The sequence below is a fragment of the uncultured Parasphingorhabdus sp. genome (assembly GCF_963677535.2).
In the GTDB taxonomy this organism is placed as follows: domain Bacteria; phylum Pseudomonadota; class Alphaproteobacteria; order Sphingomonadales; family Sphingomonadaceae; genus Parasphingorhabdus.
In genome coordinates this window covers 315,753-341,509 of record NZ_CAXXUT010000001.1, presented here as the reverse complement: position 1 = coordinate 341,509, position 25,757 = coordinate 315,753, and the positions used below count along the sequence as shown (strand labels likewise).

The following is a 25,757-nucleotide window of genomic DNA, read 5'->3' as shown; positions in this document are numbered from 1 at the left end:
CTTCACGCATCAGACAACATCTGTTTGATTTTCGCGACAGTTATGGCAAAGCGCTCCCGACTTAAAATTACGAGATTTAATCATGACCGAAGACCAAAAGCCCGATCAGGCCGATAGCGCAGTTTCCGGACCGGATATCCCGCCAGACCGGCTGGCGATCAATCCGCGTAGCCCGCATTACGGCGGCGAACTGCTATCGCGCGGTATCGGGATCAACTTCCGCGGGACACGCAAACATAATATCGAAGAATATTGTGTTTCCGAAGGCTGGGTAAAGGTACAGGCCGGCAAGACCATGGACCGGAAGGGCAATCCCTTGCTGATCAAGCTGAACGGCGAAGTGGAAGCCTGGTTTGAAGACCTGGGCGAAGATGCCCCGAAGACAGCCAAAAGCGCGTAGCTGACGGAACGCGACATGACACCGAGGCGCATTCAGTTTTTCATTGCGCTGGTGTTCTTCATTCGGGGCGGCTGGGCCGCCTTTTTCCCGCAGCATGTGATCGATACAACATTGCTGCCCGAATATCGCGAAGACGGGCGTATCTTGCCGTTCGTTGTCGCCTGTTTTGGCGCGCAAGCGCTGCTGTCGGGCCTGTTCGCCGCTTTTTCCCGCTTTTCGTCGCTGACCTTTCTGGTTTACGGAATCGCGCTGGTGCCGTTTTTCGGTTTCAACTATTATTTCACCTTCCACGATCCTGTGTTCACCAGCATGGGGCTGCTTGACGCTGTGGGCAATGTGATCATGCTGGCATTATGCTATGTCGGCTGGAAAAAATCCAAAGCGGCAGAAACAGGAGCGGACTTATGACATTTGACGGGAAAATCGTCTGGATCACCGGAGCATCCTCCGGGATTGGCGAGGCGCTGGCCAAGGCCTTTGCCGATCAGGGCGCGCATATCATTTTATCGGGCCGCCGCACCGATGCGCTGGAACAAGTCGCTGCCGGTATCAAGACCGATACTCTCATCCTGCCCTTCGAAACCACCGACTATGACACCCTGCCCGCAAAGGTCGAGAAAGCCCGCGGCTGGAGGGACAAGGTCGACATCCTGGTCAACAATGCCGGCATCAGCCAGCGGAGCCTGGCGCTCGACACCCATCCCGACGTGCATCACAAGATCATCAATGTCGATCTGCTCGCGCCGATCTGGCTGTCCCAGCTTTTGTTGCCGCACATGATTGCCGCGGGTGGCGGCCATATAGTCGGGATCAGTTCTGTGGCGGGTCGTGTCGGTGTGCCGCTCCGCACCGCCTATTGCGCCGCCAAACACGGGCTGATCGGCTATATGGATGCCCTGCGCGCCGAAACGGAAAAGCTGCACAATATCCATGTCACCAATATCCTGCCGGGTTCGATCCGTACCAACGTCTCGCGCAACGCGCTGACCAATGAAGGCGAACGCCGCGGAAAATCCGATGCGGCGATCGACAATGGCATGGAACCGGACGAATGCGCGCGGCAGATCCTGGAGGCTGTAGCCAATAATGTCCCGGAACTGCTGATCGCCGAAGGAATGGAACAGCAAATTGCACTGTTGCGGCAGAGCGATCCGGAGCAATGTTTTGCCATGACGGCAGCGCTGGGCGCACAGATAGCGGAAAAATATGAAGCGGGAGAGAGCGACTGATGGCCCTGATATTGCTGGAAAAGGCCGACGGAATTGCAACCATCACGCTCAACCGCCCGGAGGCGATGAACGCCCTGTCCCATGCATTGCGGACAGAATTGTTCGACGCTTGCCAGGATATTGCCCGGGATGAAGATATTCGTGCTGTTATCGTCACCGGTGCGGGTGAGCGTGCCTTCACCGCCGGTCTTGATCTCAAGGAACTGGGAGAACAGGGCCTTGGCGCGGCCACCGACCAGAATCCGGCGCGCAATCCCTGTCGGGCGCTGGAATCACTGAACGTTCCTGTCATCGGCGCGATCAACGGTGTCGCGATCACTGGCGGCTTTGAACTGGCCCTCTCCTGCGATATCCGTATCGCCTCGACCAATGCCCGCTTTGCCGACACCCACGCGCGTGTCGGGATCATACCCGGCTGGGGATTGTCGCAAAAACTGTCGCGTTTCATAGGCCTTTCCCGAGCCTGCGAACTGAGCTTTACAGGCCAGTTTCTCGATGCCCAGACGGCGTGTAACTGGGGTCTGGTCAACAATGTCCACGCGCCAGAAGAACTGATGCCCAAAGCGCGCGCCCTTGCAGCGGATATGGCGAGCATCGATCCCCAATTTCTCAAAGCCTACAAGAAGCTGATCTTCGACGGCTATGACCGCAATTTCAGAGACGCGCTGGCATTGGAAAAAGAGACGACTGATGCGTGGAACGGGAATGTGTCAGCGGAAGATGTCGAACAGCGCCGGCAGGCTGTCATCGAACGGGGCCGCAAGCTGACGACCTGATATGAAACTCAACGCGCTGGACCATATCAACATCATTACCGATGATCTCGCCGGGACTGCCCGCTTCTTCGTCGACATGTTTGACCTTGATGTACGGGACGGTCCGGCACCGTTACCGCCAGAACTGGTACAATGGCTATATGACGACAGCGGCCGCGCTATTTTTCATATCAATTCCAGAGAGATGACGCAGGCCTATCAACGAGACACGCAGGCCGGCCCTAGCACCGGTGCGATTCACCATGTCGCGCTGGACTGTAGCGATCATCTGGGGTTCACCAAACGATTGGAAGCCCGCGGAATTGACTATCGTCTCAACGACATTCCCTCCATTCAGCTCAAACAGTTGTTCTTTTGCGAACCCAATGGTGTGCTGCTCGAGCTGAATTTCCACGGCGAATGATATGCACCAATCGCCGCTCGGCGGAAAAAGCAGTTTGTGCCGGAACAGAGATTTTGGACCGCAGCATTTTCGCCGTTGTCCGGTTGCAAACCGCCGATAAATCCGTCCTCGCCAGAGCCTGATAAAATTTCAACACCAGGCATGCTGTCTCTGATCAGCCAGGATTTCCTTCGATCTGGGGAATTTTCGGGTCAATCTCGACCCAGGCTTGCTTGCTGCTGGTCCAGAAATGCACTTGCGGATCAAGAACGCTGCTATCGTCCAGCGTTCCTGCCTTGATGAAAGTAATACCCGGCTGGTTCGGTAGCGACGTCTTCACCGGCGACCCGCAGGTGCCGCAGAAATGGCGATGGACCACATTACCGCTGTCGGCCTGATCATCATAGGTCGTGAGAACACCTTCGATCACGATCTGCTCGTCCGCAACGGCGAAGAGAACCGAATAGGAACTGCCTGCCTGTCGCTGGCAGTTCTTACAATGACATACGCCGCACATCTGCAGATCGCCCTCGATTGTGTAGCTCACCGCACCGCATAGGCACTGGCCTGTCATTGTCATCTCAATTCTCCCTGATCACGCAACCTTGCGCACGAAAACCGTGCCGGCCGAATAGCCTGCTCCGAAAGAACAGATCAGCCCCATATCCCCGTCGGCCAGATCATCGCTATGTTTGTGGAATGCGATGATAGAACCTGCGGATGACGTGTTCGCATAGGTGTCGAGAACCGTCGGACTTTCATCACCATTGGCTTCATGGCCAAGTACCCGCTGGGCAATCAGCCGGTTCATCCCGGCATTGGCCTGATGCAGCCAGAGACGGCGCAATGCTCCGGCCTCGATACCGAGCCGTTCCGTCTGTTCATTGATCATATTGGCGACCATGGGCACCACTTCCTTGAAAACCTTTCGCCCCTCCTGAACGAACAGCTTATCCTTGTTGTCGCGGGTTTCCGGATGGGTACGGTTGAGAAACCCGAAATTATTGCGGATATTGTTGGAAAACTGGGTCTTGAGCTTCGTTCCGACGATTTCCCAATGCTGGGCCGGCGCAATATCCTTGGCTTCGACAAGGATCGCCGTGGCCACGTCACCAAAGATGAAATGGCTGTCCCGATCGCGCCAGTTGAGATGACCGGAGCAAATCTCCGGATTGATCACCAGCACCGATCGGGCGCTGCCCGAGCGGATATAGTCTGCTGCGGTCTGGATGCCGAAGGTCGCGGAGGAACAGGCGACATTCATATCGAAACCGAAACCGTCCTCCATGCCGAGAGCATCCTGAATTTCGACAGCAATCGCCGGGTAGGCGCGCTGAAGGTTCGAACATGCGCATAGCACCGCATCGACATCCTCCGGTTTGCGCCCTGCCCGTTGCAGCGCCTGCAGCGCGGCTTTGACACCTATTTCGGCCAAGATGGATATTTCGCTGTCGGGTCTCTCCGGCAAGCGGGGGCACATGACTTCGGGATCAAGAATAGGGTCCTTGGACAGCACAAAACGCGATTTGATCCCCGACGCCTTCTCGATGAATTCAACCGAGCTGTGCTGCAGTTCTTCCGCATCCCCTGCTGCGATAGCGTTGGCATTTTCACGGTTTGTCAGATCAACATAGGCGTTGAAACTGGCCACCAGCTCCTCGTTGCTTATGCTGTTCTCCGGCGTGAACAGGCCGGTTGCGGAAATGACGGGAATATTGCTGTCGGTCATGGGAAGAACTTGTTCCTTTTGCGCTCGCGCCTTCTGGTGGCGTCTGAAAGGCGACGGTAATCTCCCCGGACGAAACTGGCAAGCCGGGTCGATCATGCCTTGCCTATCAATTCGGGCTTGCTATCAACCGGATATGAACGACCGTGTCCAATTGAACGATAGCTGGAAAGAGCCGCTCGCCAAAGAATTCGCCAGTGAATATATGGCCGGTTTAAGGGAATTTTTGCTGGAGGAAAAAGCGGCCGGCAAACAGATTTACCCGAAAGGCGAGGAATATTTTCGCGCCCTTGACCTCACCCCGCTCGACAAGGTCCGGGTCGTGATATTGGGCCAGGATCCCTACCATGGTCCGGGACAGGCCCACGGCCTGTGCTTCAGCGTCCAACCGGGTGTTCGCCCGCCGCCATCGCTGGTCAATATCTACAAGGAGCTGGAAAGCGATCTCGGCCTGCCCCGTCCAGCCCATGGTTTTCTCGAACATTGGGCCGAGCAGGGCGTGCTGCTGCTCAACAGCGTCCTCACGGTCGAAATGGCCAAGGCCGCTTCCCATCGCGGAAAGGGTTGGGAGATATTTACCGATGCCATCGTCCGTCTGATCGCGGCAAAGCCGGAACCGGTCGTGTTTCTGCTATGGGGAAGCTATGCCCAGAAAAAGGCCGCTTTCGTTCAGAGCGTTGAACAGGGCGGCAGGCATCTCGTACTCAAAGCCCCCCACCCCTCGCCGCTATCCGCCTATAACGGTTTCTTCGGCTGCAAGCATTTCAGCAAAACCAACGCGTTTCTGGAACAAAACGGCATAGCACCGATTGACTGGAGCCTGCCCGACGTCGGCGTCTAGCCCAGCTACGACACGATTTGGATTTTATTCCGGTTCAACCGCCGCTCCGTCCAGACTCTGTATCCAGACATCAATATCCCTTGCCACCTGCTCCGGCGTTTCTTCCATAGGCAGATGGCCGGCGTCGGCATAGGTAATCAGCTTGCTGTCCGGGATAGCGGCTTCAAATGCGCGGGCATGAGACACGGGAATGACCCGGTCCTGTTCCCCCCAGAGTAGCAACACCGGCATTTCCAGAGTACCGATCTCGTCCCATTTTTCCGGCTGGCGCGGAGTCTTGCCCCGATCCACTGCCGCTTTGCGATTGCCGGGAAAGCGAAGCAATTCCCAATAGCGGTCTACCTGTTCTTCCGTCAGCCGCTCGGGCCGGGCAAAATTTTCTGCAAGCGAGGATTTGACCAGAAAGCGCGGCGTAATTTCCGGCAGCAAGATTTGCCCGATGGATGACCGGGCCAGTCTCGCACCGAGATAGGGTTTGACCTTTTCTGCGACCTGCGCGCCTGAAGCGTCAATCAGAACCAGACCCGAGATACGCTCCGGCACCGACAGACCGGCACGCCAGGTCAGCCAGCCACCCATGCTGTTGCCTACCCAATAGGCCTTGTCGACACCGACAGTATCAAGCACCCGGACCGCCGCCGCAATGTTGGTGTCGGCATCATAGGCACCGGTCGGATGAGGGCCGGTCAGGCCATGGCCGTACAGATCCAGCGAAATGAGGCGATATTTGTCGCCCAGCAGAGCCACCATCGGCTCCCATGTGTGGAGCAGGCTGTTAGACCCGTGGATCAGCAGCAGCGCGGGGCCATCCTTGTTTCCTTCATCGCGATAGTGGATTTTTGCGCCTTTGCCATCTTCAACAAAACGCGAGGCTTCATTGCCATATTTGGCGATCATCTCGGTGCGGTCGGTATCCGGCGTCCGGAGAACCAAGAAGGCCACCCCCAGCACGACCAGCAACAGCAGAATGATGCGGATCATCTTTTTCATTATTTTGGCCCTCTCCCGATAGGCTGTTCTATCGAAAAAGCGGGCAGGCGCAAATGGCCTATTCGCCGGCCCGCCATTCGCCGGGCTGCAATCCCTCTAGCGTCCAATCTCCGATTCTCCACCGCACCAGCCGCAGCGTGGGATGGCCGACAGCAGCCGTCATCCGGCGCACTTGCCGGTTCCGGCCTTCGCTTATGGTGAGTTTGAGCCAGCAATCGGGCACATTCTTGCGCACACGGATCGGCGGGTCTCTCGGCCAAAGATCGGGATCGGAGATGCGTTCCACAACGGCCGGTCTGGTCAGACCGTCCTTCAATTCGACACCGTTCCGCACTTTGTCGAGGCTCTCTTCCGCGGCCTCTCCCTCAACCTGGACAAGATAGGTTTTCGGCAACTTGTATTTGGGGTCCGATATCCGCGCCTGCAGTTTGCCATCGTCGGTGAGGATCATCAGCCCTTCGCTATCCCGATCCAGCCGGCCGGCCGGATAGACGCCGGGTACATCGATGAAATTCGACAGCGTCGGACGTTTGGTTGCGCTGCCGCGATCGGTGAATTGCGGCAATACACCGAAGGGTTTGTTGAAAAGGATCAATTTTGCCATGCTCTTCCTTTGGCAGTGGCGAGCGGAATGGGCAACGGAACATCAGCAGCGCCGATAAAGTAATGTGCCTGCCTGATGTGGATGACCGGTATCACTACCGGTCCGGCTCGAAATTGTGTAGCGCATGCCCATGCAATTGAACAATTTCGATACCGCCGCTTTCCTGCGCGATTACTGGCAGAAACGTCCGCTCCTGATCAGAAATCCCTGGCGCTCTTGGCACAATCCGCTGACTCCGGATGAACTGGCCGGTCTTGCGTGCGAGGATCATGTGGAATCGCGCCTGATCACCCAGTCGAGCGACGACTGGAACGCCGAACATGGCCCCCTGCCGGAGGCGCGCTTTGGTGAACTGGGCAGGACGCCATGGACCTTGCTCGTTCAGGCGGTTGACCACCATGTCCCGGACGTTGCCGCCCTGATCGCACCATTCCGTTTCATCCCCAATTGGCGGATCGATGATGTGATGGTCAGCTATGCCAGCGATGGCGGCGGGGTCGGACCGCATTTCGACCATTATGATGTGTTCCTGGTCCAGGGACTCGGCCAGCGCCGGTGGCAGATTGGCGGCATGTGCGACGATCAAACCGCTTTGCGCCAGCACGAGGATTTACTGCTTCTGGCCAATTTCGAAGCCGTGGAAGAATGGGTTCTAAACCCCGGCGACATGCTCTATATCCCGCCTGGCATCGCCCATAATGGCATTGCGGTCGGGACGGACTGCATGACCTATAGCATCGGCTTCCGTTCACCGTCGCGCAAGGAACTGATCGGCCATTGGTGCGACGACCTGCTTCCAGGACTGGGTGATGATGACCGCTATCGCGATCCCGACATGACATTACAGGACAATCCCGGCGAGATACCCGCCATGGCCCTCGACCGGCTGCATGCCATGATCATGGAGAAACTGGCGGATCGCGCGGAATTCGCGCGCTGGTTCGGCGAATATAGCAGCACGCCGAGGTATCCGGAAACCAATTGGTCTCCCGAGCAACCGATTGAGACAGAGCATCTGCGGCACCTGCTAAAAAGCGATCAAATGCTATTCCGCAATCCCGCCAGCCGATTTTCCTTTGTTCGGGAAGACGATCGCAGCCTGTTGCTGTTCGTCGACGGGGAGTGCTTCCCGTGCGAGGATGAAGCCGCATCGTTCGCGGAAATACTGTGCGCACAAGACAAATTTGTCATAGATCCTGAGTGGAGAACATCCGACGCTGCGATAAAATTGCTCGCCAAGCTCTATAATCGGGGCAGCCTGTCCTTCGACTGGGGATAATATGGTATCGGAATCAGGATAAAAAAAGGGCGGCAGTGCCAAGCACTACCGCCCTTTTTCAAAATTCGGTATTGGGCTTAAGCCTGCTGCAAGTTCACAGCGGCTTTCTTGCCGTTATTTCCGGTTTCGACATCATAGGTCAAACGCTGTTCTTTTTCGAGCGTCTGCATTCCGGCAGCCTGAACTGCGGTAATGTGTACGAAGCTGTCATCGCCACCATCTTCAGGAGCAATGAAACCATAGCCCTTGTCGGTGTTGAAAAATTTTACGGTGCCTGTAGGCATAGTCTTATTCCTATTCATAACTTAATTATGTCCGATTTTGCAAAATGCAGAACCGAACGGGATTGGCCAACTTCGAGAAATGGGAAAAAGAGTATGCAACCTTAGGGGTAGCGAGACCTAGATTTCGTCGTAACGCGATTTATTAGCTATTCGCTCTATAGCAACCAATTCCTCAATAAGCAAACATATCAATTTCCAAGGTTTCACGGGTCACCGAAATTGTGTAGCAATAGCGCCGATGAAAAAATCTATATTGACTGGTTCGGCAGCGCTTTTCTTCTGTATCCCGCTTGTTGCGTGCGATTCATCGCCTCCTCCGGTGCCGGAACCGTCCCCGCAAGACCAGTTTTTCGAGCGACTAAGCCTCCTCTGCGGCAAAGCCTATGCGGGAACTTTGGTGTCGGATCAGGATGCAGACGCCGATATGGCGGGCAAACCAATGATCATGCACGCGGCATCCTGCGACCTGAACGAGATCCAGATTCCCTTCCACATTGCAGAAGGGCCTGACAGGTGGAACCGGTCGCGGACATGGTTCATCTCGCGCACCAATGACGGCCTCCGGCTCAAGCACCGGCACCGGCATGAGGATGGCAGTCTCGACAGCGTCACCAACTATGGTGGCGACACCACCGGTCAAGGATCTGCGGACCGTCAGGAATTCCCGGTAGACGCAGAATCAATCACATCCTTCAACGCCAATGGTCTGGAACAGTCGGTCACCAACATCTGGGCCGTCGAGGTCAGCGAACCCGGCCAGGGTGATGCCCGGTTCGCCTACGAATTGCGGCGGCCGCAATCTGCAGACGGACGATATTTCCGCGTCGAGTTCGACCTGTCCAGACCCGTCGCCGTTCCTCCCCCGCCCTGGGGCGGATGAACCGATGTTGGCAGAACTAGCCGTCGGTGGTTTCATGGTTCTCCTGACCGTTCTCATCCATGGTATGGGTATATTCGGCCTTGGTCGTTTTCTGCGGATTGAAGCGCGCGAAGAGTCGGCGGAGCATATCCACCCGATGTCGCCGCACGGAATTGTCGTGACGCTTGCCTTGGTATTCGGCCTGTTCGTACTCCACGGCATAGAAATCTGGGCCTATGCAATCGTCTACCGGCTTGTCGATGCCATAGCGACGTTTGAACAGGCGGTCTATTTTTCCACAATCACCTATTCCACCACCGGCTACAATAGCGATGCCCTTGACACAAAATGGCAGATGATTGCCGCGATTGAAGGGTTGAACGGCTTTATCCTGCTGGGCTGGTCAACCGCATTTTTTGTCACTGTTGTTGCCCGTATGGGACGTCGCTAGTGCAACGCGCCCAACACAAGGAAAGTCTCGCCAGACGGTTTTTCCGAGGGCTGCTTGCGCTTATCTATCTCGTTGCAGGAATAGCCCACATTCGCTCTCCGGGCGGATTTCTGGCGATAACGCCGGACTGGGTGCCATTTGCAGAACAGGTCATTCTGTTGACCGGCGTTGCCGAGATTGCCGGGGCAATCGGCCTGCTAATTCCGCCCGGCACGATACCCAGGCTTCGCTATGCTGCCGGCATTGGCCTCGCGCTTTACGCGCTCTTCGTCTTTCCTGCCAATATCAACCACGCAATCAACAATATCCCCATCAGCGGCCAAACAGCGAGCTGGCTCTATCATGCACCCCGTCTGGCCTTTCAGCCTGTCATTATCTGGTGGGCTCTGATTGCAGGCGGAGTCACCGACTGGCCTTTTCGACGACAAAATTCGTAAACCTGCCCCTTGGCAGGTATTTATGATATGATGCTTTTCGCTATTTTGACAACGGCAAAGGAGCAGATGATGGAAAAGCATGGCGATCAGATCGAAGTGACCGAGCGCGAGGCGGGCAACAAACCGCGGGCGCCACACAATGTCAGAATCGTGCTCGCCGCATCGCTGCTGCTTGCGGTCATTGTGATGTCCATGGCGTGGATCATTCCGGCACTGAGCTAGCTCGCTCCGTATAAACATTCAGCAATAACAGGAACGGGGCCGCCAGTGTTCCCTCCTTCGAGCTCTGCGAAAACCAGTCGATAAAACAAAGGAACATCGGCTGGCTGAAGCGGTCGCTAATGAACCAGAACTTCAGCTATCGAAACAATATTTTGTGCGGTTCTGCTCTTTCTGGCTAGCACCCTGTCATAGAGGCTTTTATTAAGTCTTTTATTTTCCCGCGCGCTCCTTTGATCGGACCTGTTGATGCTTGCTGTTTTGGCGCCTCACTCTCCTGCCCTCGTCGCCTTGATCCTGTTTCTGCTGTTGATCGCCTTTGCGACCGAAATCCGCCCCCCGGAGGTCACCGCCATCGGAGCAGCCGGCCTTCTGCTCGTGCTCGGCCTGATCTCGACCGACGACATATTGGTGGCGATGAGCAACCCTGCCCCGCTGACCATCGCCGCGATGTTCATCATTTCCGGAGCACTGGTCAGGACCGGAACGCTGGAGGCTTTTGCGCTCAGGGTGACTGGTCTTGCCAAAGCGTCCCCAATGCTTGCGACCGGATTGCTCCTGGTCGCAATTGCCATCTTGTCAGGTTTTACCAACAATACACCGCTGGTCATGATGATGATTCCGATCGGAATAACCCTGGCGAAAGAACTCGGCGATCGTCCCTCCAAAATATTGATGCCGATATCTTTCGCCGCCATTCTGGGCGGCACCTGCACCCTGATCGGCACCTCGACCAACATTCTGGTCGATGGTGTCGCCCAGAAAAACGGCATGACCGGTTTTTCGATCTTCGAGATCGCACCAGCAGGAATCATCATCGCCATCGTTGGCGTCACCTATCTCGCATTGACCCGGCGGTTTCTGCCGGATCGAGATACGATGTCCTCTCTGCTGGATGAGAACGAAAGCAAACGCTATACCATGTCGATCTTCATCGGGGTAACGTCACCCTATCTGGGCCAGATTGCGAGCGATATCGATCTCTTCCGCAGCGGCGAACGGCGACTGGTCGACGTCATCCGCAACGATGCGCCGGTCCGGACAGCGCTTTCGGAATATACGCTCCGGCAAGGCGATGTTCTGGTGCTGAACACCCACGAAACAGACGTGATGACCATTCGTGAACGCGGTAAATTGCCACTGATCAATAGCGATGACCCGTACCGTTTCGTACCGATGTCCTCGCACCGGTCGATGATGGCAGAAATATTAATGCTCCCCGGCGCACATCTGATCGGCCAGACGCTGAAGGAGGCAGCCCTGTCGCAACGCTATGGAGTCCAGCCCATCGCCATGCATCGCAGAGGCAGCAAGCTACCCGAACAATATGACAGCACCAAATTGCAGGTCGGCGACACTCTCTTGCTGGAGGGTGCGAAGACAAATATTCGCCGGTTGGTCCAGGGCGAAAATCTGATGAATGTCAGCGAACCCAAAACACGCGGATATCGTCGTCACAAGGCGCCGATCGCCATCGCCGTCATTCTTGCAGTGGTATTTGCCGCCGCGCTCGACATCATGCCGATTGCCGGCCTGGCAGTGCTTGGCATGGCCGCTGTGCTGGTCACCCGCTGTATCGAACCGGACGAAGCATTTGCTTCGGTCGACTGGCGGATCATCGGCCTGATTGTCGCCATGCTGGCGATCGGCACGGCCCTTGAAAACGCCGGCCTGGTCGAGATGCTGGTCCAAGCGGCAACGCCCTGGCTTTCCGGATTCCCGCCAGTCTACGCGCTGGCGGCCATCTACCTGCTCAGCTTGCTGTTGACCGAACTGGTCACCAATAATGCGGTCGCCGTCGTTGTTACCCCAATTGCTATCCAGCTCGCCATTTCCCTGGGCGTCGATCCCCGCCCCTTCGTTGTCGCTGTGATGTTCGCCGCCAGTGCCAGCTTTCTCACTCCGATCGGCTATCAGACCAATACGCTCGTCTACAGCGCCGGCGGCTATCGTTTCCTCGATTTTGCCCGCTACGGCCTGCCGTTGACACTGGTCATCGCGGTCACCTCGATCACAGTCATCCCGCTCATCTGGCCATTGTAACAAGACAGGCACCCGGAAAATCCGGCGGAAAAAGCTTGTCGAGCGCAGGTCCAAAGTTCGTCAAAGTTCAGGCCAAGAACACTGTTTCCCGCAATCGATGCATTCAATCCCTGTCGCCAGTTTCATCATTCCTATCAGAGACTTGAAGCTTACTTGCGGTAAGCCTTGTTAACTGATGGTCACGGATCGCCGCATCTTCTTCGCCAGTCCCGTCCTGACGCTGCCAATGGGGCAGTTCGCCGTCCATGATATCGGCAATCTCCAGCGCGTCGTCGAGCGCTTCGGACGAGAGCAATTTTTCCGGTGCGGCCGGCGGTTCGGGACCAAGGAGCTTCAGCGCCTCGGCCACTGGCGGTTGCGCGGGGACGGTCGGCGCCCCCTCTCCGGCGGTAAGGCCATCGCGGTTGCCGTGCCGATAGCGTTCCGGCGCATGGGCACGGATCAGGAACATAAGCAACCGGTCGTTATATTTACGCTTGGTGTAAAGATGCCGCCCCTCTTTATCGAGCACCACATCATCCACCCCGTTGATCGCCCGGTCGAAGGCAATATTGATCAACCGCCGCGACGCCGCTGCCAGCGCCGCGTCCCAGGCCGCCGCAAACCCCTCCGCCCCAGGTGCGCGGCGCAGCGTATAGGCGGCCCGGTCCGACATCCCGACACTGCGCGCCGCCTCCGCCACCACCCCGCAATCCGCCAGCGCGCCGATAAAGGCGCGTTGCCTTTCCGGAGTCCAGCCATCCTTGCGGCGCTTTCGGAGCACCGGCACCCAGTCATAGGCGGCGGGGTCGTGACCGTGGGCGTCCAGTTGGGGGGCGTCCAGCTGGGATGCGTCGGGAGTGGTGGTAGTGGGTGTGGTTTGGGGGCTGGGCTTCTCTGTCATGGGCAGAGCCTAACCTATTTGGTTGGTTGTAGGAAAGAGTTTGTGCGTTTGGGAATTATTCGTGACGAGCTTTGGGGCTTACTATTTGCGGTCTTGATCTTTCTGGCGGGAGTTGGGCCGATTGTGCAAAGGCAGCTATTATCTGAAAAATAGGTCTAGCGGACAGTCAACTTCCGATTCAATTTTTCGAGAAACGACAATTTCGCTGACTTCTCCATTTCAGCCATCGAGATCAAATGCGAAGAGTTGACGTAGCGCCCTACAAAAGTTGGCCAATTCGGTGGCGCTTGAGGCGCGGGCGCGTTATCTCCCTCCTGTGAGCATTCCTGTCGATCACCACTATCTTCCAGAGTTTTATCTTCGCAGGTGGACGCGCGCCGGAAAGCTTTATCGCTACGTTCGACCGATCGAGAGTGCTCGCATTCATCAAAAAAAGGTGTCGCCAGCCGCCGTAGGGTATGAGTCGCACCTCTATTCCTACACCACAGGTGACAGCGACCATGAACGGACACGGCTCGAACACAGCTATTTCCAGCTTATTGATGACCGCGCCGCCAAGGCTCTAGTGAAACTCGAGAATATGGAGCCCGGTTCAGCGATTGACCACGTGGGCTTGGTGCAGTTTGTGATCTCGCTCTTGCACCGAAGTCCTCGTCGCATGGACTACCTCCGGAAAGAATTGACGAAGCGCATGCTGGATGTGACTGGGTTCGACCCCTCGCGCACTCGCGATCAGAACATGATACGCGATCACGTCAACGACTTGCTTGTCGACCTAATTTCATCCGACACGGTCCTACCAGAGTTGGTCGGCATGAAGGTATTTCGAGTTCCGGTGCATTCGATGCGTCGACTTGTGACCTCGGACATCCCGATCATGTTGTCGCAGGGCACTCGAAATCAAGGCGCGTTCATCATGCTGCCTTACGCGCCGGACCGTCTGATAATCTTCGCTCGCGAAGAGAATGTCGCGCTCGCATTTTCGACCCAAGAGCATGATGTTTTAGTCAATGGCTTGAATGATGCGATCATTCGCCAAGCCCAACAAGTGATAATTGCGGCTGACGATGTAGAGCGAGCCTTCATTGAGGAAAGGTTTAACCCTTTTACAGCCCCTGACGGCGCCGGCGATGATGGTCTGATACGCTGGATCGTCCCATGAACCGCAGTTACGCCCAGAGAGCGGCAGCTGTCGGGTTCGTGAACGAAGACACTGGGGTGCTTAACGGTTAGCCAGCCAGACTCGATAGAAGAGCAGAGCCACTGTAAATTTATTTACATATTAACACTAAATATGCCGTCTGCCCCGACAATCACACACGAAAATTGACAAATAGCACTCGCTATAACCCCGAAACTCCGCCAAACACTCTTCCAGAAGCTGAAAATCTTTTGACAGCCTATCTTATTTCAACCCCTCCCCAGTGAAGGAAGAGCAACATGTCCTATCAAGATCTCAAGAACAACGCCGACAGCCTGATCAACAGCCAGAATGGTACATGGAGCGGCATCGACGCCGAGTCCGTTGCCCGCATGCAGTTGCAGAACCGGTTCAAGACCGGCCTCGACATCGCCAAATATACCGCCGCTATCATGCGCGAGGATATGGCCGCTTATGACGCCGACAGCTCCAAATACACCCAGTCGCTGGGTTGCTGGCACGGATTTATCGCGCAGCAGAAGATGATTTCGATCAAGAAGCATTTCGGCGATACCAAACGCCGCTATCTCTATCTGTCCGGCTGGATGGTTGCCGCACTGCGCAGCGAATTCGGTCCCCTGCCCGACCAGTCGATGCACGAAAAGACCTCGGTCCCTGCACTGATCGAAGAGCTTTACACCTTCTTGCGTCAGGCCGACTCCCGTGAGCTGAACCTGTTGTTCCGCGATATTGATGCGGCGCGCGAAGCCGGCGATGCAGCGGCCGAGAAAGCGGCCATGGACAAGGTCGAGAATTTCCAGACCCATGTCGTTCCGATCATCGCAGATATCGACGCCGGTTTCGGTAATGCCGAGGCAACCTACCTGCTCGCCAAGAAGATGATCGAAGCGGGTGCCTGCGCCCTGCAGATCGAAAACCAGGTTTCCGACGAAAAGCAGTGCGGCCATCAGGATGGCAAGGTTACCGTGCCGCACGAGGACTTTCTCGCGAAAATCCGCGCCTGCCGCTATGCCTTCCTCGAACTGGGCGTCACCGATGGCATCATCGTCACTCGCACTGACTCTCTGGGTGCTGGCCTGACGAAGCAGATTGCGGTTTCCAATGAACCAGGCGATCTCGGCGACCAGTATAACAGCTTCCTCGATTGCGAGGAAATTGACCCGGCCACCGCGAAGAACGGCGATGTCATCATCAACCGCGATGGCAAGATGCTCCGTCCGAAGCGCCTCCCTTCCAACCTGTTCCAGTTCCGTCCCGGCACCGGCGAGGACCGCTGCGTTCTCGACAGCATCACCTCGCTGCAAAATGGCGCCGACCTGCTCTGGATCGAAACCGAAAAGCCTCATGTCGAGCAGATTGCCGGCATGATGGACCGGGTCCGCGAAGTCGTTCCGAACGCGAAGCTGGTCTACAACAACTCGCCTTCGTTCAACTGGACGCTGAACTTCCGTCAGCAGGTTTATGACGCGATGGCCGCAGAAGGTCTCGACGTGTCCGAATATAATCGCGACGATCTGATGGACGCGAAATATGATGACACCGAACTGGGCGAAGCGGCTGACAAGCGCATCCGCACCTTCCAGGCCGATGGTTCGAAACGCGCGGGTATCTTCCATCACCTGATCACCCTGCCGACCTATCACACCGCAGCCCTGTCGACCGACAATCTGGCCAAGGAATATTTCGGCGACGCCGGCATGCTGGGCTACGTTCTCGGCGTCCAGCGCAAGGAAATCCGCGAAGGCATCGCTTGTGTGAAGCACCAGAACATGTCCGGCAGCGACATTGGCGATGACCACAAGGAATATTTCGCCGGTGAAGCCGCTCTGAAAGCTGGCGGTGCGCAAAACACAATGAACCAGTTCGGATAATTCAGACGGGTCGGGTGCCCCATCCCCTTTCGGGGCATCCGACCAAACCAGTTTTCCTGGGGAGGAAAAACTATCCGTCGGCAGCAATGCCGGCGGATTTTTTCTGTGTGGACAAATGCCCCGAACGCCATCAGGATCGATCATCTCCGGTTAAGCCTGGTCCGCTTAGCCTGGGTTCGGTCTGGCAAATGGGGGCAGCATGACATTACGGAAATCCGGTTCGATTCTGGCCTTGGCAGCGTTGCTCGCTTCATGCGGCGGCGGTAGCGGAGGCAGCAGCAACAATGTCAGCCTGCCATCCGGCGGTGGGGGCGGCGCAACCCCGACGCCGACCGGAACGACCTGCTCGTTGCAAAGCCGCCAGAACTGGGCCTTCGACCTGCTCGACGAATGGTATCTCTTCCCCGAGACCCTGCCTGCCAGCCTCAGCCCCGCGCCTTATGCATCGGTGCAGGACTATATCGACGCGCTCACCGCCACCGCGCGCGGTCAGGGGCGGGATCGCTATTTCACCTATATTACCTCGATCGCCGAGGAGAACGCCTTCCTGAACTCCGGCGCGACCGCAGGCTTTGGCATCCGGCTGAGCTATGACAGCAATGCCTCGCGGGTCTATATTCTCGACGCCTATGAAGGCGCGCCCGCGCTTGCCGCCGGTATCGACCGCGGCGCGGAACTGCTCGCGATCGGAACCAGCAGCAGCAATCTCCAGACCGTCACCGCGCTCTTCGCCCAGGGTGGCGCCAACGCGATCAGCGACGCGCTCGGTCCCTCGACAGCGGGGACCAGCCGCGTGCTGCGCTTCCGCAACGCAGCAGGTGTCGAGACCACCACCACGGTGAGCAAAGCCGATTATGCGATCCAGCCCATCTCTCCGCGCTATGGCGTGCAGATCATCGACAATGGCGGCACGCAGACCGGCTATGTCAACCTGCGCACCTTCATCGACAGCGCCGAGCCGCAATTGCGCGATGCGTTCCAGCAGTTCCGCAACGCCGGTGTGACCGAGCTGGTCATCGACCTGCGCTACAATGGCGGCGGGCTGGTCCGCACCGCCGAGCTGTTCGCCGATCTGCTCGGCCGCGACCGCTTCACCAACCAGGTCCAGGGCGTGACCCGTTTCCGCGCCAGCAAGGCGGCGAACAACGAGACCCGCAATTTCCAGCCCCAGGCCCAGTCGATCGCCCCGACCCGCATCGCCTTCATCACCACCGGAGGCTCGGCCTCGGCCAGCGAGCTGGTGATCAACGCGATGATCCCCTATCTCGACGCCGACATGGCGCTGGTCGGCAGCAATACCTATGGCAAGCCGGTCGGCCAGATCGGGCTGGACCGGAGTGCCTGCGACGACCGGTTGCGGATCGTTGCCTTTGCCACCGAGAATGCCGACGGCAATGCCAATTATTTCGACGGTCTCGCCGGTTCGCTGACCAACAGCTGCCAGGCGGCCGATGATGTCAGTCTGCCGCTGGGCGATCCGGGCGAAGCCTCTACCGCCCGCGCTCTCGGCTTCCTGTCCGGCGCCGCCTGCACGCCGATCAGCAGCGCGGGAGCCGGTACGATTGCCGGACAGCGCGAAGCCCTGTCCCTGCCCCGCCAGTTGCTGATGCCGGCGCGACCAACCCCGGCCCAGCGCGAGGTTCCGGGATCCTTTTGAGATGACCGCGCACCAGACCGACCATGCCGTGATGGAGGACAGCCTCGAGATACCCGGCGACCGCTATGACGGCATGGCCGCCGAACTGTTCGACCGGTTCATTGCCGACCATCCGCATTATGCCCCGGTTTTTCTCAACCCCGAAGCGGCGCGCGAGCGGATGACCCGGGAGACGCTCGAGGCGATGCTCGGGCTGGCGGCGGACGAATGGTGGGTCGACCATGCGGTCACCAATTTCATCGACCTGCATCACAATTATGCCGACTTCACCCCGCACGACTATGCCGCCTGGTTTGCGCTGGTGATCGATACAATAGCCAGGCGCGCCGGTGCCGACTGGCCCGCCGGCGCGAGCGCCGCGTGGCAACGGCAGGCCGACGGACTGGTCGCCAGGGTTGCGACCGTCGCGCGCAACGCCGAAGTGCCGGTGCGGCCATGAGCGAGGCGCGGACCATCATCGAACAGCTCGGCCTGCAACCGCATCCCGAGGGCGGTTGGTATCGCGAGACCTGGCGCGCAGACGCGGCGGATGGCGAGCGGGCGAGTGCAACCGCGATCTATTTCCTGCTTGCAGAGGGCCAAGGATCGCACTGGCACCGGGTCGATGCCACCGAAGTCTGGCTTTGGCACGCGGGCAGCCCGCTTGCGCTGGGCATAGCGGAACAGGATAGCGGGCCAGTGTCGACGATCCGCCTTGGTCCCGATATCATCGCCGGACACAGGCCCCAGCATCGCATCCCGACCGGCTATTGGCAGGCCGCGCAGGCCGATCAGGGCTGGGCGCTGGTTAGCTGCATCGTCTCGCCGGGCTTTGAATTTTCCGGCTTCGAACTGGCTCCGGAAGACTGGTCGCCCGGCGGCTGAGCATCGCGGAGCATGGCGCCCCGCCTTCTCGGGATGACCCGTAGAACAGCGGATGAAAGGCGAGCACCGTTTCCGGCACTGCCACCCGCAGGGGCAACATCTGGTAATAAGCAGCAGGCTCGCCCTCGGGGCAGAGGTCGGGATACGGACGAAAGCCGAAGCGGCTGTAATAAGCGGGATCGCCGGTCAGCACGCAGCCCGCGGCATCGCGCTCGCGCAGCATGGCAAGCCCAGCCTCGATCAGCCGGCTGCCGATATGCTGCGCCTGCAAGTCCGGTTCCACCGCTACCGGGCCGAGCGCATACCACCCCGGGCTGCCATCCGCGGCAAAGGCTTCGGTAAAGGTCACCTGCCCCACGACGACCCCGTCCCGCTCGGCGACCAGCGAGATCGCCAGCGCCCCGGCGTTGCGAAACCGGTCGATCAGATCCTGCTCATTGCCACCAGCATAGTCCATCGGCGCAAAGGCGCGCCGGGTAATATCGTGGATCGCGGCCTGATCGGCGGGCTTTTCCGGGCGAATGACCAGGCTCATCGCGCGGCAATCGCGCCGATCAGCAGCGCCAGCGAGACGGTGCAGCTCACCGTCCGTACATGGTTCCACGGCAGCCAGCGCTGCATATAGCGGCGCCACATCGCCTCGGCGTCCGGCCCCGCCGCGTCGGTCGCCTCGAGCGCATTGTTGAGCGGGACATTGGCCGCCGCGGTCACCACCAGCATGCCGATGACATAGAGCGCCCCGCCCACCACCATCGGCCAAGCGCCCGGCGAGCCCCACTCCATCACCCCAAAGACCGCGAGCAACAGGCAGGCTAGACTGCTGGCGAAAAATAGCGGTAGGAACAGCGACCGCAGTATGATCCGGTTGATCGATTGCATCGCCACCATGCCGACGGGCCGCTCCGTTGCATCGAGCGATCGCATGACAAAAGCGGAAAAGGCAAAATAGACCCCCGCCATGATCCCGACCGACAGCGCGGCGAACCAGAGCGTTGCGGTGATCACGTCTTCCATCGGATATTCTCCTCGTCTGTTGCGCGGGGGACCGGCCCATATTGCGGCGAAAAAAAGTCCGAGTCACGTTTTTCCCGCCACGCCGCTCCGCGAACTTCACACAGACGCGGGTTTTTTCGGTTGTGCGCGTCGTCATCCTGAACTTATTTCAGGACCCCGCAAGGCAAGCGCGCAATCGGTGGAGGTCCTGAGCCGAAGGCCACCGCAGGTAAACAAGTTCAGGATGACGAGTGCTCCGCCCCCACCCCCACAAAGCCGATTGCATTCCCCTCCCTGCTGCGCGACACTCCTCTGAATAGCCCCGTGCAAAAGCAGCCCGCTTTATGATATCTTCCTCTCCACCCACCACAACAGGAGGCCCCATCATGACCACCCCCCAACCGACCCACCGCCAGGGCCATTGCCTCTGCGGTGCCATCACCATCACCGCGACACAGGCGGCCAGCCATGTCGATGCCTGTCATTGCCGGATGTGCCGGCGCTGGGGTGGCGGGCCGTTTGTCGAGATTGATTGCGGGACGGATGTGGTGATCGGCGGGGCGGAGCGGATGACCGTCTACAGCTCGTCGGAATGGGCGGAGCGGGCCTTTTGCCGGGAGTGCGGCTCGCATCTCTTCTATCGCCTGAAGGGCTCGGGCGAGCATATGGTCTGCGCCGGTCTGTTCGACGACGCGACCGACAAGGCCGATCTGGCGCTCCGGCGGCAGGTGTTTATTGACGAGAAGCCGTCTTATTACAGCTTTGCCGGGGACAGCGAGACGCTGACCGGGGCGGAGCTGTTTGCGATGATCGAGGCGGAGGGGGAATAGGAACTCCGGTCCGGTTCGTGCCGGGTTCTTCGACAGGCTCAGCAAGACGGGGGTGGGGGTGATTGATGCTCGTCATCCTGAACTTGTTTGCCTGCGGTGGCCTTCGGCTCAGGATCTCCACCGATTGCGCGCTTGCCTTGCGGGGTCCTGAAACAAGTTCAGGATGACGACGCGAGCCGAACCTTCCTCGTAGACGCCAACCCTTCGACAAAGCGCAGGGCGAACGGTTTTACTTGTCCCACAACACCCCTCTCTCCTAACCCCGCCCCAGCATCCGTTCCGCCCGGATAGCCGCGCGCCGAGACGGGCTGAGGCCGAGCTTGCGCAGACGGCTGTTGAAGCGACAGGCGTCGGCGTGGTGGAAGCTCCATTCGCTGCGCCAGGTCAGCGACAGCGAGACCGAGACTTCGTCATCGACCTTGACCCAGTGCGGCCCGAGGATCGGCACATAAATGGCCTCGCCGGGTGTGACCCGGATCGGCTGGCCGCGATCCGCCCATTCCTCGCGCCAAGACAGGTTGCGCGGGCCGCCATTAAAATATTGCTCGAAAAACGGATCCGGGATCATCTCGGTATCGCCGGCGGGGAAGAAGGTCATCGTCTTGCTGCCGCGCGCCTGGAACAGGATATTATAGTCGGGGTCGAAATGCAGCGGCGTCACCGCGCCCGGCGAGGAAATGAAGATAAACCCCTCGAGCCGCATCATTTTTCCGGTGCGCGGTTCCACCACCGGTTCGATCGTCGCCAGCACGTCCCGCATCAGCTGCGCATAGGCGGGGTCCTGGTCGATGGTCTTGAGCAGCACCCAGGAGCCGGCGCTCTCGATCTGCGCGATCGTCTGGTGGACGTCGAGGCCGGTATAGGGCGTCTCGTCATTGCGGATGCCCAGCGGCAGGTCGGTGGCGGCGTTAAACTCGATCGATTCCGGGCGCAGCCGGTGAGCCAGCGCCGCCAGCGCGTCCAACTGCAGCAGCGGATGGCCGGCGATCCGGTGCTGCAAATGGCGCGGAGCCAGCGGATAGGCGGTGGCAAGCGCGGCGATAGTCTCGGGCGTGAAAGGCTGGCTGTGCAATTTGTAATCCTGCTGCTCGTCTGGCCTGTGGCGATAGTGGCTGCTGGTTAAGATAATCCAAATCTTCGGCGGTCCCGCGCCGCGTTTTCCCCGGAATATGCCGCCGGAGCGCCCAGCCGTTTTTTACGAGCGCCAGCCCGAATTTGCGGCGGGAACGATCCGCCGTCTCGTGCATAGATAGACTGTGCAGGCCGCAACGCCTGCCTCCCCCACCGGCCGGACAACCGGCCACAACAGAAGGATGATGACGATGGGCGAACTGGTAGACAAGGTAAAAGGCAATGTGAACGAAGCCGTTGGCAAGGCCAAACAGAAAAGCAATGACCCGGAAACCCGTGCCGAAGGCGCGGCTCAGGAAACCAAGGGCAAGGCCCAGCAAGTCAAGGGCTCCGTCAAGGGCGCTCTGGGCGACAAGGTCTAGATCCGATCCCTCCCTGAACCGGCGCTGCTCGCTCTCCCACTCCCTCCCATGCAGCAGTGCCACCCGGAAAAGCCGTCCCTCGCGGGGCGGCTTTTTCTGTGTGGTGGTAAACTGGTGGAAACGCGGCGCTAGACGAAGATTGAATGCCATGGACTGGTTGGCGGGGCATAAGATGAACGCGAGCTAAGGGCGTTGGTGGAGAAGCTGGTGCCCAGTCTCAAGCACTAGCGACATCAATGGCGTGGAGTTCAAGGAAGCGCTAATCGATATCATAGCACTATCGCATTTTACCGAGAAATTTCCACATCACAGTTAGCGGTCACTCGACATCTTCCACCCCAACCCATCCTCTAAAAAGGAAGGGCTTTAGTGGATCACTCCCCCCGCTGCGCCACAATCTTGATCTCGACCACGCCGTCCGCCTCGTAGAGCGCGCTGATGCCGATTGCGGTCCAGGTGGGGAACGGGGCTTTGACATAAAGATTCTTCACTTCGACCATTTCGTTGATCGAGCTTTGCAGGTCGGTGTGATAGCTGGTCAGGTCGACGACGTCGTCCCAGCTTACTCCGGCCCGCTCCAGCGTCCGGCCGATCCGGTCGAAGGCGCGGGTGAAGGCGGGTTTCAGGTCGCTCTCGCCGGGCTTTGGCGTGACAATCACGCCGGAAAGATAGACCTTGTCCCCGGCGATCACCGCATCGGCGTAACCGACCGCTGTCTGGAAGGCGAGATTCTCGGCATCTTCCGGCATGAAGACGTCTTTCGCGTCCTTCGCCTGTAGCGGTGCGGCCATGGCCAGCAGTGGCAGGACCATCAGAAATTTGCGCATATTGTTTCTCCCCTTTGATTGTACCGACTCGCTAGCGGAAAAGGCCAGCCGTTGCTGGGGGGTTATACTGCGCTCTTCGGCTGGCTGTCGTCAAGCGGTGGGGTGCGGGAGTGCGAACCGTCATGCGGAACTCGTGTCAGCATCCATCGTGCCCCTGTCACAGGCCTGCGCAACAGGAGAAATGGATCCTGAAACGAGTTCAGGATGACGACGGGGATATGTCAAGATGACGGGGGACAGATCAGGATGACGGGCAGTTTTATGGCGCGCCCAAGCTAGCCACCCGCCGGCGCATCTATTGCATCGCCGGCTTCATCACCGACCGCCTCCGCTTTGGTGGAACACCGGCCAAGGGCATCGAAATAGCGCCGGAACGCCTTTCTGTCTCCGGCCAGAAGCTTGCGCAATTGTGACTCGGCCCGATCGGCGGCCTCGCGATAGGCCACTTCGTTCAACCCGTCTTCGCCGAAAAATCTGGCCGCATAGACCGCGTAGGGCAATCGCAATTCCTCCGGAAAGACGCGGTGGGCTTCCAACGAAAATGCGCCATCATCCACCGCATCGCCGTGCAGCATCCACAGGCCCGCACAACGGGAAGCGTCCTTCCGGTCGAAGACCATCGGGGCGACCGCTTCTCCGGCGCTAAAGTCGCGGCCGGCAAGGCTCCAGTTTACGTCGGCCATTTGTGCGGCGCAGCCGGCCAGTGCCACGGAGCACAAAACCAGCCCGCATGTCCGGCTGATCACTCCGCCGGCTCGCTCACCTCATCCTCGGGCAGATACAAGCGGTCCCCCTTGTCCTTGTAGACCTTGGCCATCTCGCGCATGCCTTCTTCCGCTGCGGCCTTGCTCGCCGCTGCGGTGTCCGCTCCCAGTTTTTCCGAGGCGATAAAGCCTTCGGCGCTCTGGTTCTGCTTGGAGGCGAAGTCGCGCACCTCTTGCGAGATTTTCATGCTGCAGAATTTCGGCCCACACATTGAGCAGAAATGCGCGGTTTTCGCGCCTTCTGCGGGCAGCGTCTGGTCGTGATATTGCATCGCGGTTTCGGGGTCGAGGCTGAGGTTGAACTGGTCGCGCCAGCGGAACTCGAAGCGGGCTTTGGACAGGGCGTCGTCGCGGACCTGCGCGGCCGGATGGCCCTTGGCGAGATCGGCGGCGTGGGCGGCGAGCTTGTAGGTGACAACGCCGACTTTCACATCGTCGCGGTCGGGCAGGCCCAGATGTTCCTTGGGCGTGACATAGCAAAGCATCGCCGTGCCATACCAGCCGATCTGGGCGGCGCCGATGCCGCTGGTGATATGGTCATAGCCGGGCGCGATGTCGGTCGTGAGGGGGCCGAGCGTGTAAAAAGGCGCCTCGCCGCAGACTTCGAGCTGCTTTTCCATATTTTCCTTGATCTTGTGCATCGGCACATGGCCGGGGCCCTCGATCATCACCTGCACGTCCGACTTCCAGGCGCGGTGGGTCAGTTCGCCGAGCGTATAAAGCTCGGAAAATTGCGCTTCGTCATTGGCGTCGGCAATTGAGCCGGGGCGCAGACCGTCGCCGAGACTATAGGCAATGTCATAGGCCTTCATGATCTCGGTGATGTCGTCGAAATGTTCGTAGAGGAAGCTTTCCTTGTGGTGGGCGAGACACCATTTCGCCATGATCGAGCCGCCGCGCGACACGATGCCGGTGACGCGCTTGGCCGCCATCGGCACATAAGGCAGACGGACGCCGGCGTGGATGGTGAAATAGTCGACGCCCTGCTCGGCCTGCTCGATCAGCGTATCGCGGAAGATTTCCCAGGTCAGGTCCTCGGCAACGCCGCCGACTTTTTCCAGCGCCTGATAGATGGGCACGGTGCCGATCGGAACCGGGCTGTTGCGGATGATCCATTCGCGGGTGTCGTGGATGTTGCGGCCGGTGGAGAGATCCATGACCGTGTCGGCGCCCCAGCGGATCGACCAGACCATCTTGTCGACTTCCGATGCGACATCGGACGCAACAGCGCTGTTGCCGATATTGGCATTGATCTTGACCAGGAAATTGCGCCCGATCGCCATCGGTTCGCTTTCCGGGTGGTTGATATTATTGGGGATGATCGCCCTGCCCCGCGCGATTTCGTCGCGGACGAATTCGGGTGTGACATAATCGGGGATCGACGCGCCAAAGCTTTCGCCGTCGCGCTTATATTCCTTGAGCCGCTCGCGCCCGAGATTTTCGCGCTCGGCGACATATTCCATTTCCGGGGTGATGATGCCCTGACGCGCATAATGCATCTGGGAAACGTTCGCGCCCGGTTTGGCGCGCAGCACCTTGCGGCGGACATTGGGGAAAGGCGCGACACCGCCCGAGCGATCGGGGCCAAGCTGGCCATTGTCTTCCGGCTTGACCTCGCGCTGGGTCACTTCCTCGACATCGCCGCGCGCGCGGATCCACGGGGACCGCAATTCGTTGAGGCCGGTGTTGATATCGATCAGCGCTTCAGGATCGGTATAGGGCCCGCTGGTGTCATAGACCCGCACCGGCGCCTCGCCGCCTTCCAGATGGATCTCGCGCATCGCAACGCGGATGCCGCTGCCGCTATGGGCCGCAACATGGACTTTTTTCGAGCCACTGATCGGGCCGGTGGTTACGCCAATTTCGGTCTTTGCTGGAAGATCAGCCATAGAT

Annotated in this window: 31 protein-coding genes; 19 read left to right on the top strand and 12 right to left on the bottom strand. The window is 58.8% G+C overall.

The genetic code is table 11. The annotated features are described in order from the left end of the window. Nucleotides 1-82: 82 nt before the first annotated feature. The 5 genes from ACHZCJ_RS01660 to ACHZCJ_RS01640 are packed head-to-tail and all read left to right on the top strand — an operon-like array spanning nt 83 to nt 2,808. On the top strand, nt 83-400 hold the full coding sequence (locus ACHZCJ_RS01660) for a DUF3297 family protein (protein ID WP_321323343.1): 318 nt from the start codon (nt 83-85) through the stop codon (nt 398-400). 15 nt (nt 401-415) lie between these two features. Continuing rightward, nucleotides 416-808 carry a hypothetical protein gene (locus ACHZCJ_RS01655; RefSeq protein WP_321323341.1) on the top strand — a complete coding sequence of 131 codons (393 nt, stop codon included), beginning with the start codon at nt 416-418 and terminating at the stop codon, nt 806-808. Next, entirely contained in the window at nt 805-1,629 is an 825-nt protein-coding gene (locus tag ACHZCJ_RS01650) for an SDR family NAD(P)-dependent oxidoreductase (RefSeq protein WP_321323339.1), read from the top strand. Before ACHZCJ_RS01655 ends, ACHZCJ_RS01650 begins: the two co-directional genes overlap by 4 nt. Beyond that, nucleotides 1,629-2,405, top strand: coding sequence for an enoyl-CoA hydratase (locus ACHZCJ_RS01645; protein WP_321323337.1), 777 nt, complete (start codon nt 1,629-1,631; stop codon nt 2,403-2,405). The genes ACHZCJ_RS01650 and ACHZCJ_RS01645 overlap by 1 nt, the downstream gene beginning before the upstream one ends. A 1-nt stretch (nt 2,406) precedes the next feature. Further along, nucleotides 2,407-2,808 (top strand): VOC family protein, encoded by a 402-nt coding sequence (locus tag ACHZCJ_RS01640; protein ID WP_159643347.1) that lies wholly within the window; start codon nt 2,407-2,409, stop codon nt 2,806-2,808. Nucleotides 2,809-2,962: 154 nt separating this feature from the next. On the opposite strand, the gene ACHZCJ_RS01635 is transcribed toward ACHZCJ_RS01640, so the two are convergent. Together ACHZCJ_RS01635 and ACHZCJ_RS01630 are read right to left on the bottom strand one after the other, a co-directional pair. Continuing rightward, nucleotides 2,963-3,367, bottom strand: coding sequence for a GFA family protein (locus tag ACHZCJ_RS01635; protein WP_159643349.1), 405 nt, complete (start codon nt 3,365-3,367; stop codon nt 2,963-2,965). Between the two features lie 15 nt (nt 3,368-3,382). Next, a complete protein-coding gene (locus ACHZCJ_RS01630) occupies nt 3,383-4,516 on the bottom strand; it encodes a beta-ketoacyl-ACP synthase III (RefSeq protein WP_321323334.1) in 1,134 nt (377 codons plus the stop codon). 133 nt (nt 4,517-4,649) lie between these two features. On the opposite strand from ACHZCJ_RS01630, the gene ung reads away from it, so the two are divergent. After that, nucleotides 4,650-5,354, top strand: coding sequence for a uracil-DNA glycosylase (gene ung, locus ACHZCJ_RS01625; RefSeq protein ID WP_321323332.1), 705 nt, complete (start codon nt 4,650-4,652; stop codon nt 5,352-5,354). Nucleotides 5,355-5,378: 24 nt separating this feature from the next. Here ung and ACHZCJ_RS01620 read toward each other — a convergent pair whose 3' ends face one another. Both ACHZCJ_RS01620 and ACHZCJ_RS01615 read right to left on the bottom strand, forming a co-directional pair. Beyond that, on the bottom strand, nt 5,379-6,344 hold the full coding sequence (locus tag ACHZCJ_RS01620; protein ID WP_321323329.1) for an alpha/beta hydrolase: 966 nt from the start codon (nt 6,342-6,344) through the stop codon (nt 5,379-5,381). Nucleotides 6,345-6,402: 58 nt separating this feature from the next. Next, complete coding sequence (locus ACHZCJ_RS01615) at nt 6,403-6,948, bottom strand: pseudouridine synthase (RefSeq protein WP_321323327.1); 546 nt, start codon at nt 6,946-6,948, stop codon at nt 6,403-6,405. 130 nt (nt 6,949-7,078) lie between these two features. Here ACHZCJ_RS01615 and ACHZCJ_RS01610 point away from each other — a divergent pair, with 130 nt between their 5' ends. Continuing rightward, complete coding sequence (locus ACHZCJ_RS01610) at nt 7,079-8,227, top strand: cupin domain-containing protein (RefSeq protein ID WP_321323325.1); 1,149 nt, start codon at nt 7,079-7,081, stop codon at nt 8,225-8,227. A gap of 77 nt (nt 8,228-8,304) precedes the next feature. Here ACHZCJ_RS01610 and ACHZCJ_RS01605 read toward each other — a convergent pair whose 3' ends face one another. Continuing rightward, nucleotides 8,305-8,511 (bottom strand): cold-shock protein, encoded by a 207-nt coding sequence (locus tag ACHZCJ_RS01605; RefSeq protein ID WP_089132154.1) that lies wholly within the window; start codon nt 8,509-8,511, stop codon nt 8,305-8,307. Between the two features lie 424 nt (nt 8,512-8,935). Between ACHZCJ_RS01605 and ACHZCJ_RS01600 the strand changes: the two genes are divergently transcribed. From ACHZCJ_RS01600 to ACHZCJ_RS01580, 5 genes are all read left to right on the top strand, one after another. Beyond that, on the top strand, nt 8,936-9,391 hold the full coding sequence (locus ACHZCJ_RS01600; RefSeq protein WP_321323322.1) for a hypothetical protein: 456 nt from the start codon (nt 8,936-8,938) through the stop codon (nt 9,389-9,391). 4 nt (nt 9,392-9,395) lie between these two features. After that, complete coding sequence (locus ACHZCJ_RS01595) at nt 9,396-9,821, top strand: ion channel (protein WP_159643361.1); 426 nt, start codon at nt 9,396-9,398, stop codon at nt 9,819-9,821. After that, nucleotides 9,821-10,258 (top strand): DoxX family protein, encoded by a 438-nt coding sequence (locus ACHZCJ_RS01590; RefSeq protein ID WP_321323319.1) that lies wholly within the window; start codon nt 9,821-9,823, stop codon nt 10,256-10,258. Before ACHZCJ_RS01595 ends, ACHZCJ_RS01590 begins: the two co-directional genes overlap by 1 nt. Before the next feature lie 27 nt (nt 10,259-10,285). Next, nucleotides 10,286-10,480, top strand: coding sequence for a hypothetical protein (locus ACHZCJ_RS01585; RefSeq protein ID WP_159643363.1), 195 nt, complete (start codon nt 10,286-10,288; stop codon nt 10,478-10,480). 246 nt (nt 10,481-10,726) lie between these two features. Beyond that, entirely contained in the window at nt 10,727-12,520 is a 1,794-nt protein-coding gene (locus ACHZCJ_RS01580) for an SLC13 family permease (protein ID WP_321323316.1), read from the top strand. Nucleotides 12,521-12,623: 103 nt separating this feature from the next. Here ACHZCJ_RS01580 and ACHZCJ_RS01575 read toward each other — a convergent pair whose 3' ends face one another. Then, nucleotides 12,624-13,403, bottom strand: coding sequence for a hypothetical protein (locus tag ACHZCJ_RS01575; RefSeq protein ID WP_321323314.1), 780 nt, complete (start codon nt 13,401-13,403; stop codon nt 12,624-12,626). Between the two features lie 280 nt (nt 13,404-13,683). Between ACHZCJ_RS01575 and ACHZCJ_RS01570 the strand changes: the two genes are divergently transcribed. The 5 genes from ACHZCJ_RS01570 to ACHZCJ_RS01550 all read left to right on the top strand — a co-directional run bounded on the left by ACHZCJ_RS01570 (nt 13,684) and on the right by ACHZCJ_RS01550 (nt 18,957). Then, nucleotides 13,684-14,565, top strand: coding sequence for a DUF4238 domain-containing protein (locus tag ACHZCJ_RS01570; RefSeq protein ID WP_321323311.1), 882 nt, complete (start codon nt 13,684-13,686; stop codon nt 14,563-14,565). A gap of 278 nt (nt 14,566-14,843) precedes the next feature. Continuing rightward, nucleotides 14,844-16,436, top strand: coding sequence for an isocitrate lyase (locus tag ACHZCJ_RS01565; protein ID WP_159643375.1), 1,593 nt, complete (start codon nt 14,844-14,846; stop codon nt 16,434-16,436). Between the two features lie 199 nt (nt 16,437-16,635). Beyond that, complete coding sequence (locus tag ACHZCJ_RS01560; RefSeq protein ID WP_321323308.1) at nt 16,636-18,093, top strand: S41 family peptidase; 1,458 nt, start codon at nt 16,636-16,638, stop codon at nt 18,091-18,093. Between the two features lies 1 nt (nt 18,094). Then, a complete protein-coding gene (locus tag ACHZCJ_RS01555) occupies nt 18,095-18,532 on the top strand; it encodes a hypothetical protein (RefSeq protein WP_321323306.1) in 438 nt (145 codons plus the stop codon). Further along, nucleotides 18,529-18,957 carry a cupin domain-containing protein gene (locus ACHZCJ_RS01550; protein WP_321323304.1) on the top strand — a complete coding sequence of 143 codons (429 nt, stop codon included), beginning with the start codon at nt 18,529-18,531 and terminating at the stop codon, nt 18,955-18,957. The genes ACHZCJ_RS01555 and ACHZCJ_RS01550 overlap by 4 nt, the downstream gene beginning before the upstream one ends. Here ACHZCJ_RS01550 and ACHZCJ_RS01545 read toward each other — a convergent pair. Further along, a complete protein-coding gene (locus ACHZCJ_RS01545) occupies nt 18,881-19,492 on the bottom strand; it encodes an N-acetyltransferase (RefSeq protein WP_321323302.1) in 612 nt (203 codons plus the stop codon). The two genes, ACHZCJ_RS01550 and ACHZCJ_RS01545, sit on opposite strands and share 77 nt — an antisense overlap. Next, entirely contained in the window at nt 19,489-19,971 is a 483-nt protein-coding gene (locus tag ACHZCJ_RS01540; RefSeq protein ID WP_321323301.1) for an anthrone oxygenase family protein, read from the bottom strand. Before ACHZCJ_RS01540 ends, ACHZCJ_RS01545 begins: the two co-directional genes overlap by 4 nt. A 365-nt stretch (nt 19,972-20,336) precedes the next feature. On the opposite strand from ACHZCJ_RS01540, the gene ACHZCJ_RS01535 reads away from it, so the two are divergent. Further along, nucleotides 20,337-20,780: a GFA family protein gene (locus tag ACHZCJ_RS01535; protein ID WP_321323299.1), complete on the top strand. Its 444-nt coding sequence runs from the start codon at nt 20,337-20,339 to the stop codon at nt 20,778-20,780. Nucleotides 20,781-21,036: 256 nt separating this feature from the next. Here the strand turns inward: ACHZCJ_RS01535 and ACHZCJ_RS01530 are convergent, their stop codons facing one another. Next, entirely contained in the window at nt 21,037-21,852 is an 816-nt protein-coding gene (locus ACHZCJ_RS01530) for a transcriptional regulator (protein ID WP_321323297.1), read from the bottom strand. A gap of 250 nt (nt 21,853-22,102) precedes the next feature. Here ACHZCJ_RS01530 and ACHZCJ_RS01525 point away from each other — a divergent pair, with 250 nt between their 5' ends. After that, the gene (locus tag ACHZCJ_RS01525; protein ID WP_159643391.1) at nt 22,103-22,273 is read left to right on the top strand and encodes a CsbD family protein; all 171 of its coding nucleotides are present in this window, start codon (nt 22,103-22,105) and stop codon (nt 22,271-22,273) included. A 374-nt stretch (nt 22,274-22,647) separates the two neighbouring features. Here the strand turns inward: ACHZCJ_RS01525 and ACHZCJ_RS01520 are convergent, their stop codons facing one another. From ACHZCJ_RS01520 to thiC, 3 genes are all read right to left on the bottom strand, one after another. Then, entirely contained in the window at nt 22,648-23,100 is a 453-nt protein-coding gene (locus tag ACHZCJ_RS01520; protein WP_321323294.1) for a Rid family hydrolase, read from the bottom strand. A gap of 275 nt (nt 23,101-23,375) precedes the next feature. Further along, nucleotides 23,376-23,846, bottom strand: coding sequence for a hypothetical protein (locus ACHZCJ_RS01515; RefSeq protein ID WP_394700003.1), 471 nt, complete (start codon nt 23,844-23,846; stop codon nt 23,376-23,378). Then, nucleotides 23,843-25,753 (bottom strand): phosphomethylpyrimidine synthase ThiC, encoded by a 1,911-nt coding sequence (thiC, locus tag ACHZCJ_RS01510; protein ID WP_321323290.1) that lies wholly within the window; start codon nt 25,751-25,753, stop codon nt 23,843-23,845. The genes ACHZCJ_RS01515 and thiC overlap by 4 nt, the downstream gene beginning before the upstream one ends. Nucleotides 25,754-25,757 lie beyond the last annotated feature (4 nt).

Coding starts and splice junctions, on each gene's coding strand:
- ACHZCJ_RS01660 (WP_321323343.1), top strand. CDS start 83: ATGACCGAAGACCAAAAGCCCGATCAGGCCGATAGCGCAGTTTCCGGA.
- ACHZCJ_RS01655 (WP_321323341.1), top strand. CDS start 416: ATGACACCGAGGCGCATTCAGTTTTTCATTGCGCTGGTGTTCTTCATT.
- ACHZCJ_RS01650 (WP_321323339.1), top strand. CDS start 805: ATGACATTTGACGGGAAAATCGTCTGGATCACCGGAGCATCCTCCGGG.
- ACHZCJ_RS01645 (WP_321323337.1), top strand. CDS start 1,629: ATGGCCCTGATATTGCTGGAAAAGGCCGACGGAATTGCAACCATCACG.
- ACHZCJ_RS01640 (WP_159643347.1), top strand. CDS start 2,407: ATGAAACTCAACGCGCTGGACCATATCAACATCATTACCGATGATCTC.
- ACHZCJ_RS01635 (WP_159643349.1), bottom strand. CDS start 3,367: ATGACAATGACAGGCCAGTGCCTATGCGGTGCGGTGAGCTACACAATC.
- ACHZCJ_RS01630 (WP_321323334.1), bottom strand. CDS start 4,516: ATGACCGACAGCAATATTCCCGTCATTTCCGCAACCGGCCTGTTCACG.
- ung (WP_321323332.1), top strand. CDS start 4,650: ATGAACGACCGTGTCCAATTGAACGATAGCTGGAAAGAGCCGCTCGCC.
- ACHZCJ_RS01620 (WP_321323329.1), bottom strand. CDS start 6,344: ATGAAAAAGATGATCCGCATCATTCTGCTGTTGCTGGTCGTGCTGGGG.
- ACHZCJ_RS01615 (WP_321323327.1), bottom strand. CDS start 6,948: ATGGCAAAATTGATCCTTTTCAACAAACCCTTCGGTGTATTGCCGCAA.
- ACHZCJ_RS01610 (WP_321323325.1), top strand. CDS start 7,079: ATGCAATTGAACAATTTCGATACCGCCGCTTTCCTGCGCGATTACTGG.
- ACHZCJ_RS01605 (WP_089132154.1), bottom strand. CDS start 8,511: ATGCCTACAGGCACCGTAAAATTTTTCAACACCGACAAGGGCTATGGT.
- ACHZCJ_RS01600 (WP_321323322.1), top strand. CDS start 8,936: ATGGCGGGCAAACCAATGATCATGCACGCGGCATCCTGCGACCTGAAC.
- ACHZCJ_RS01595 (WP_159643361.1), top strand. CDS start 9,396: ATGTTGGCAGAACTAGCCGTCGGTGGTTTCATGGTTCTCCTGACCGTT.
- ACHZCJ_RS01585 (WP_159643363.1), top strand. CDS start 10,286: ATGATGCTTTTCGCTATTTTGACAACGGCAAAGGAGCAGATGATGGAA.
- ACHZCJ_RS01580 (WP_321323316.1), top strand. CDS start 10,727: ATGCTTGCTGTTTTGGCGCCTCACTCTCCTGCCCTCGTCGCCTTGATC.
- ACHZCJ_RS01575 (WP_321323314.1), bottom strand. CDS start 13,403: ATGACAGAGAAGCCCAGCCCCCAAACCACACCCACTACCACCACTCCC.
- ACHZCJ_RS01565 (WP_159643375.1), top strand. CDS start 14,844: ATGTCCTATCAAGATCTCAAGAACAACGCCGACAGCCTGATCAACAGC.
- ACHZCJ_RS01560 (WP_321323308.1), top strand. CDS start 16,636: ATGACATTACGGAAATCCGGTTCGATTCTGGCCTTGGCAGCGTTGCTC.
- ACHZCJ_RS01555 (WP_321323306.1), top strand. CDS start 18,095: ATGACCGCGCACCAGACCGACCATGCCGTGATGGAGGACAGCCTCGAG.
- ACHZCJ_RS01550 (WP_321323304.1), top strand. CDS start 18,529: ATGAGCGAGGCGCGGACCATCATCGAACAGCTCGGCCTGCAACCGCAT.
- ACHZCJ_RS01545 (WP_321323302.1), bottom strand. CDS start 19,492: ATGAGCCTGGTCATTCGCCCGGAAAAGCCCGCCGATCAGGCCGCGATC.
- ACHZCJ_RS01540 (WP_321323301.1), bottom strand. CDS start 19,971: ATGGAAGACGTGATCACCGCAACGCTCTGGTTCGCCGCGCTGTCGGTC.
- ACHZCJ_RS01535 (WP_321323299.1), top strand. CDS start 20,337: ATGACCACCCCCCAACCGACCCACCGCCAGGGCCATTGCCTCTGCGGT.
- ACHZCJ_RS01525 (WP_159643391.1), top strand. CDS start 22,103: ATGGGCGAACTGGTAGACAAGGTAAAAGGCAATGTGAACGAAGCCGTT.
- ACHZCJ_RS01520 (WP_321323294.1), bottom strand. CDS start 23,100: ATGCGCAAATTTCTGATGGTCCTGCCACTGCTGGCCATGGCCGCACCG.
- thiC (WP_321323290.1), bottom strand. CDS start 25,753: ATGGCTGATCTTCCAGCAAAGACCGAAATTGGCGTAACCACCGGCCCG.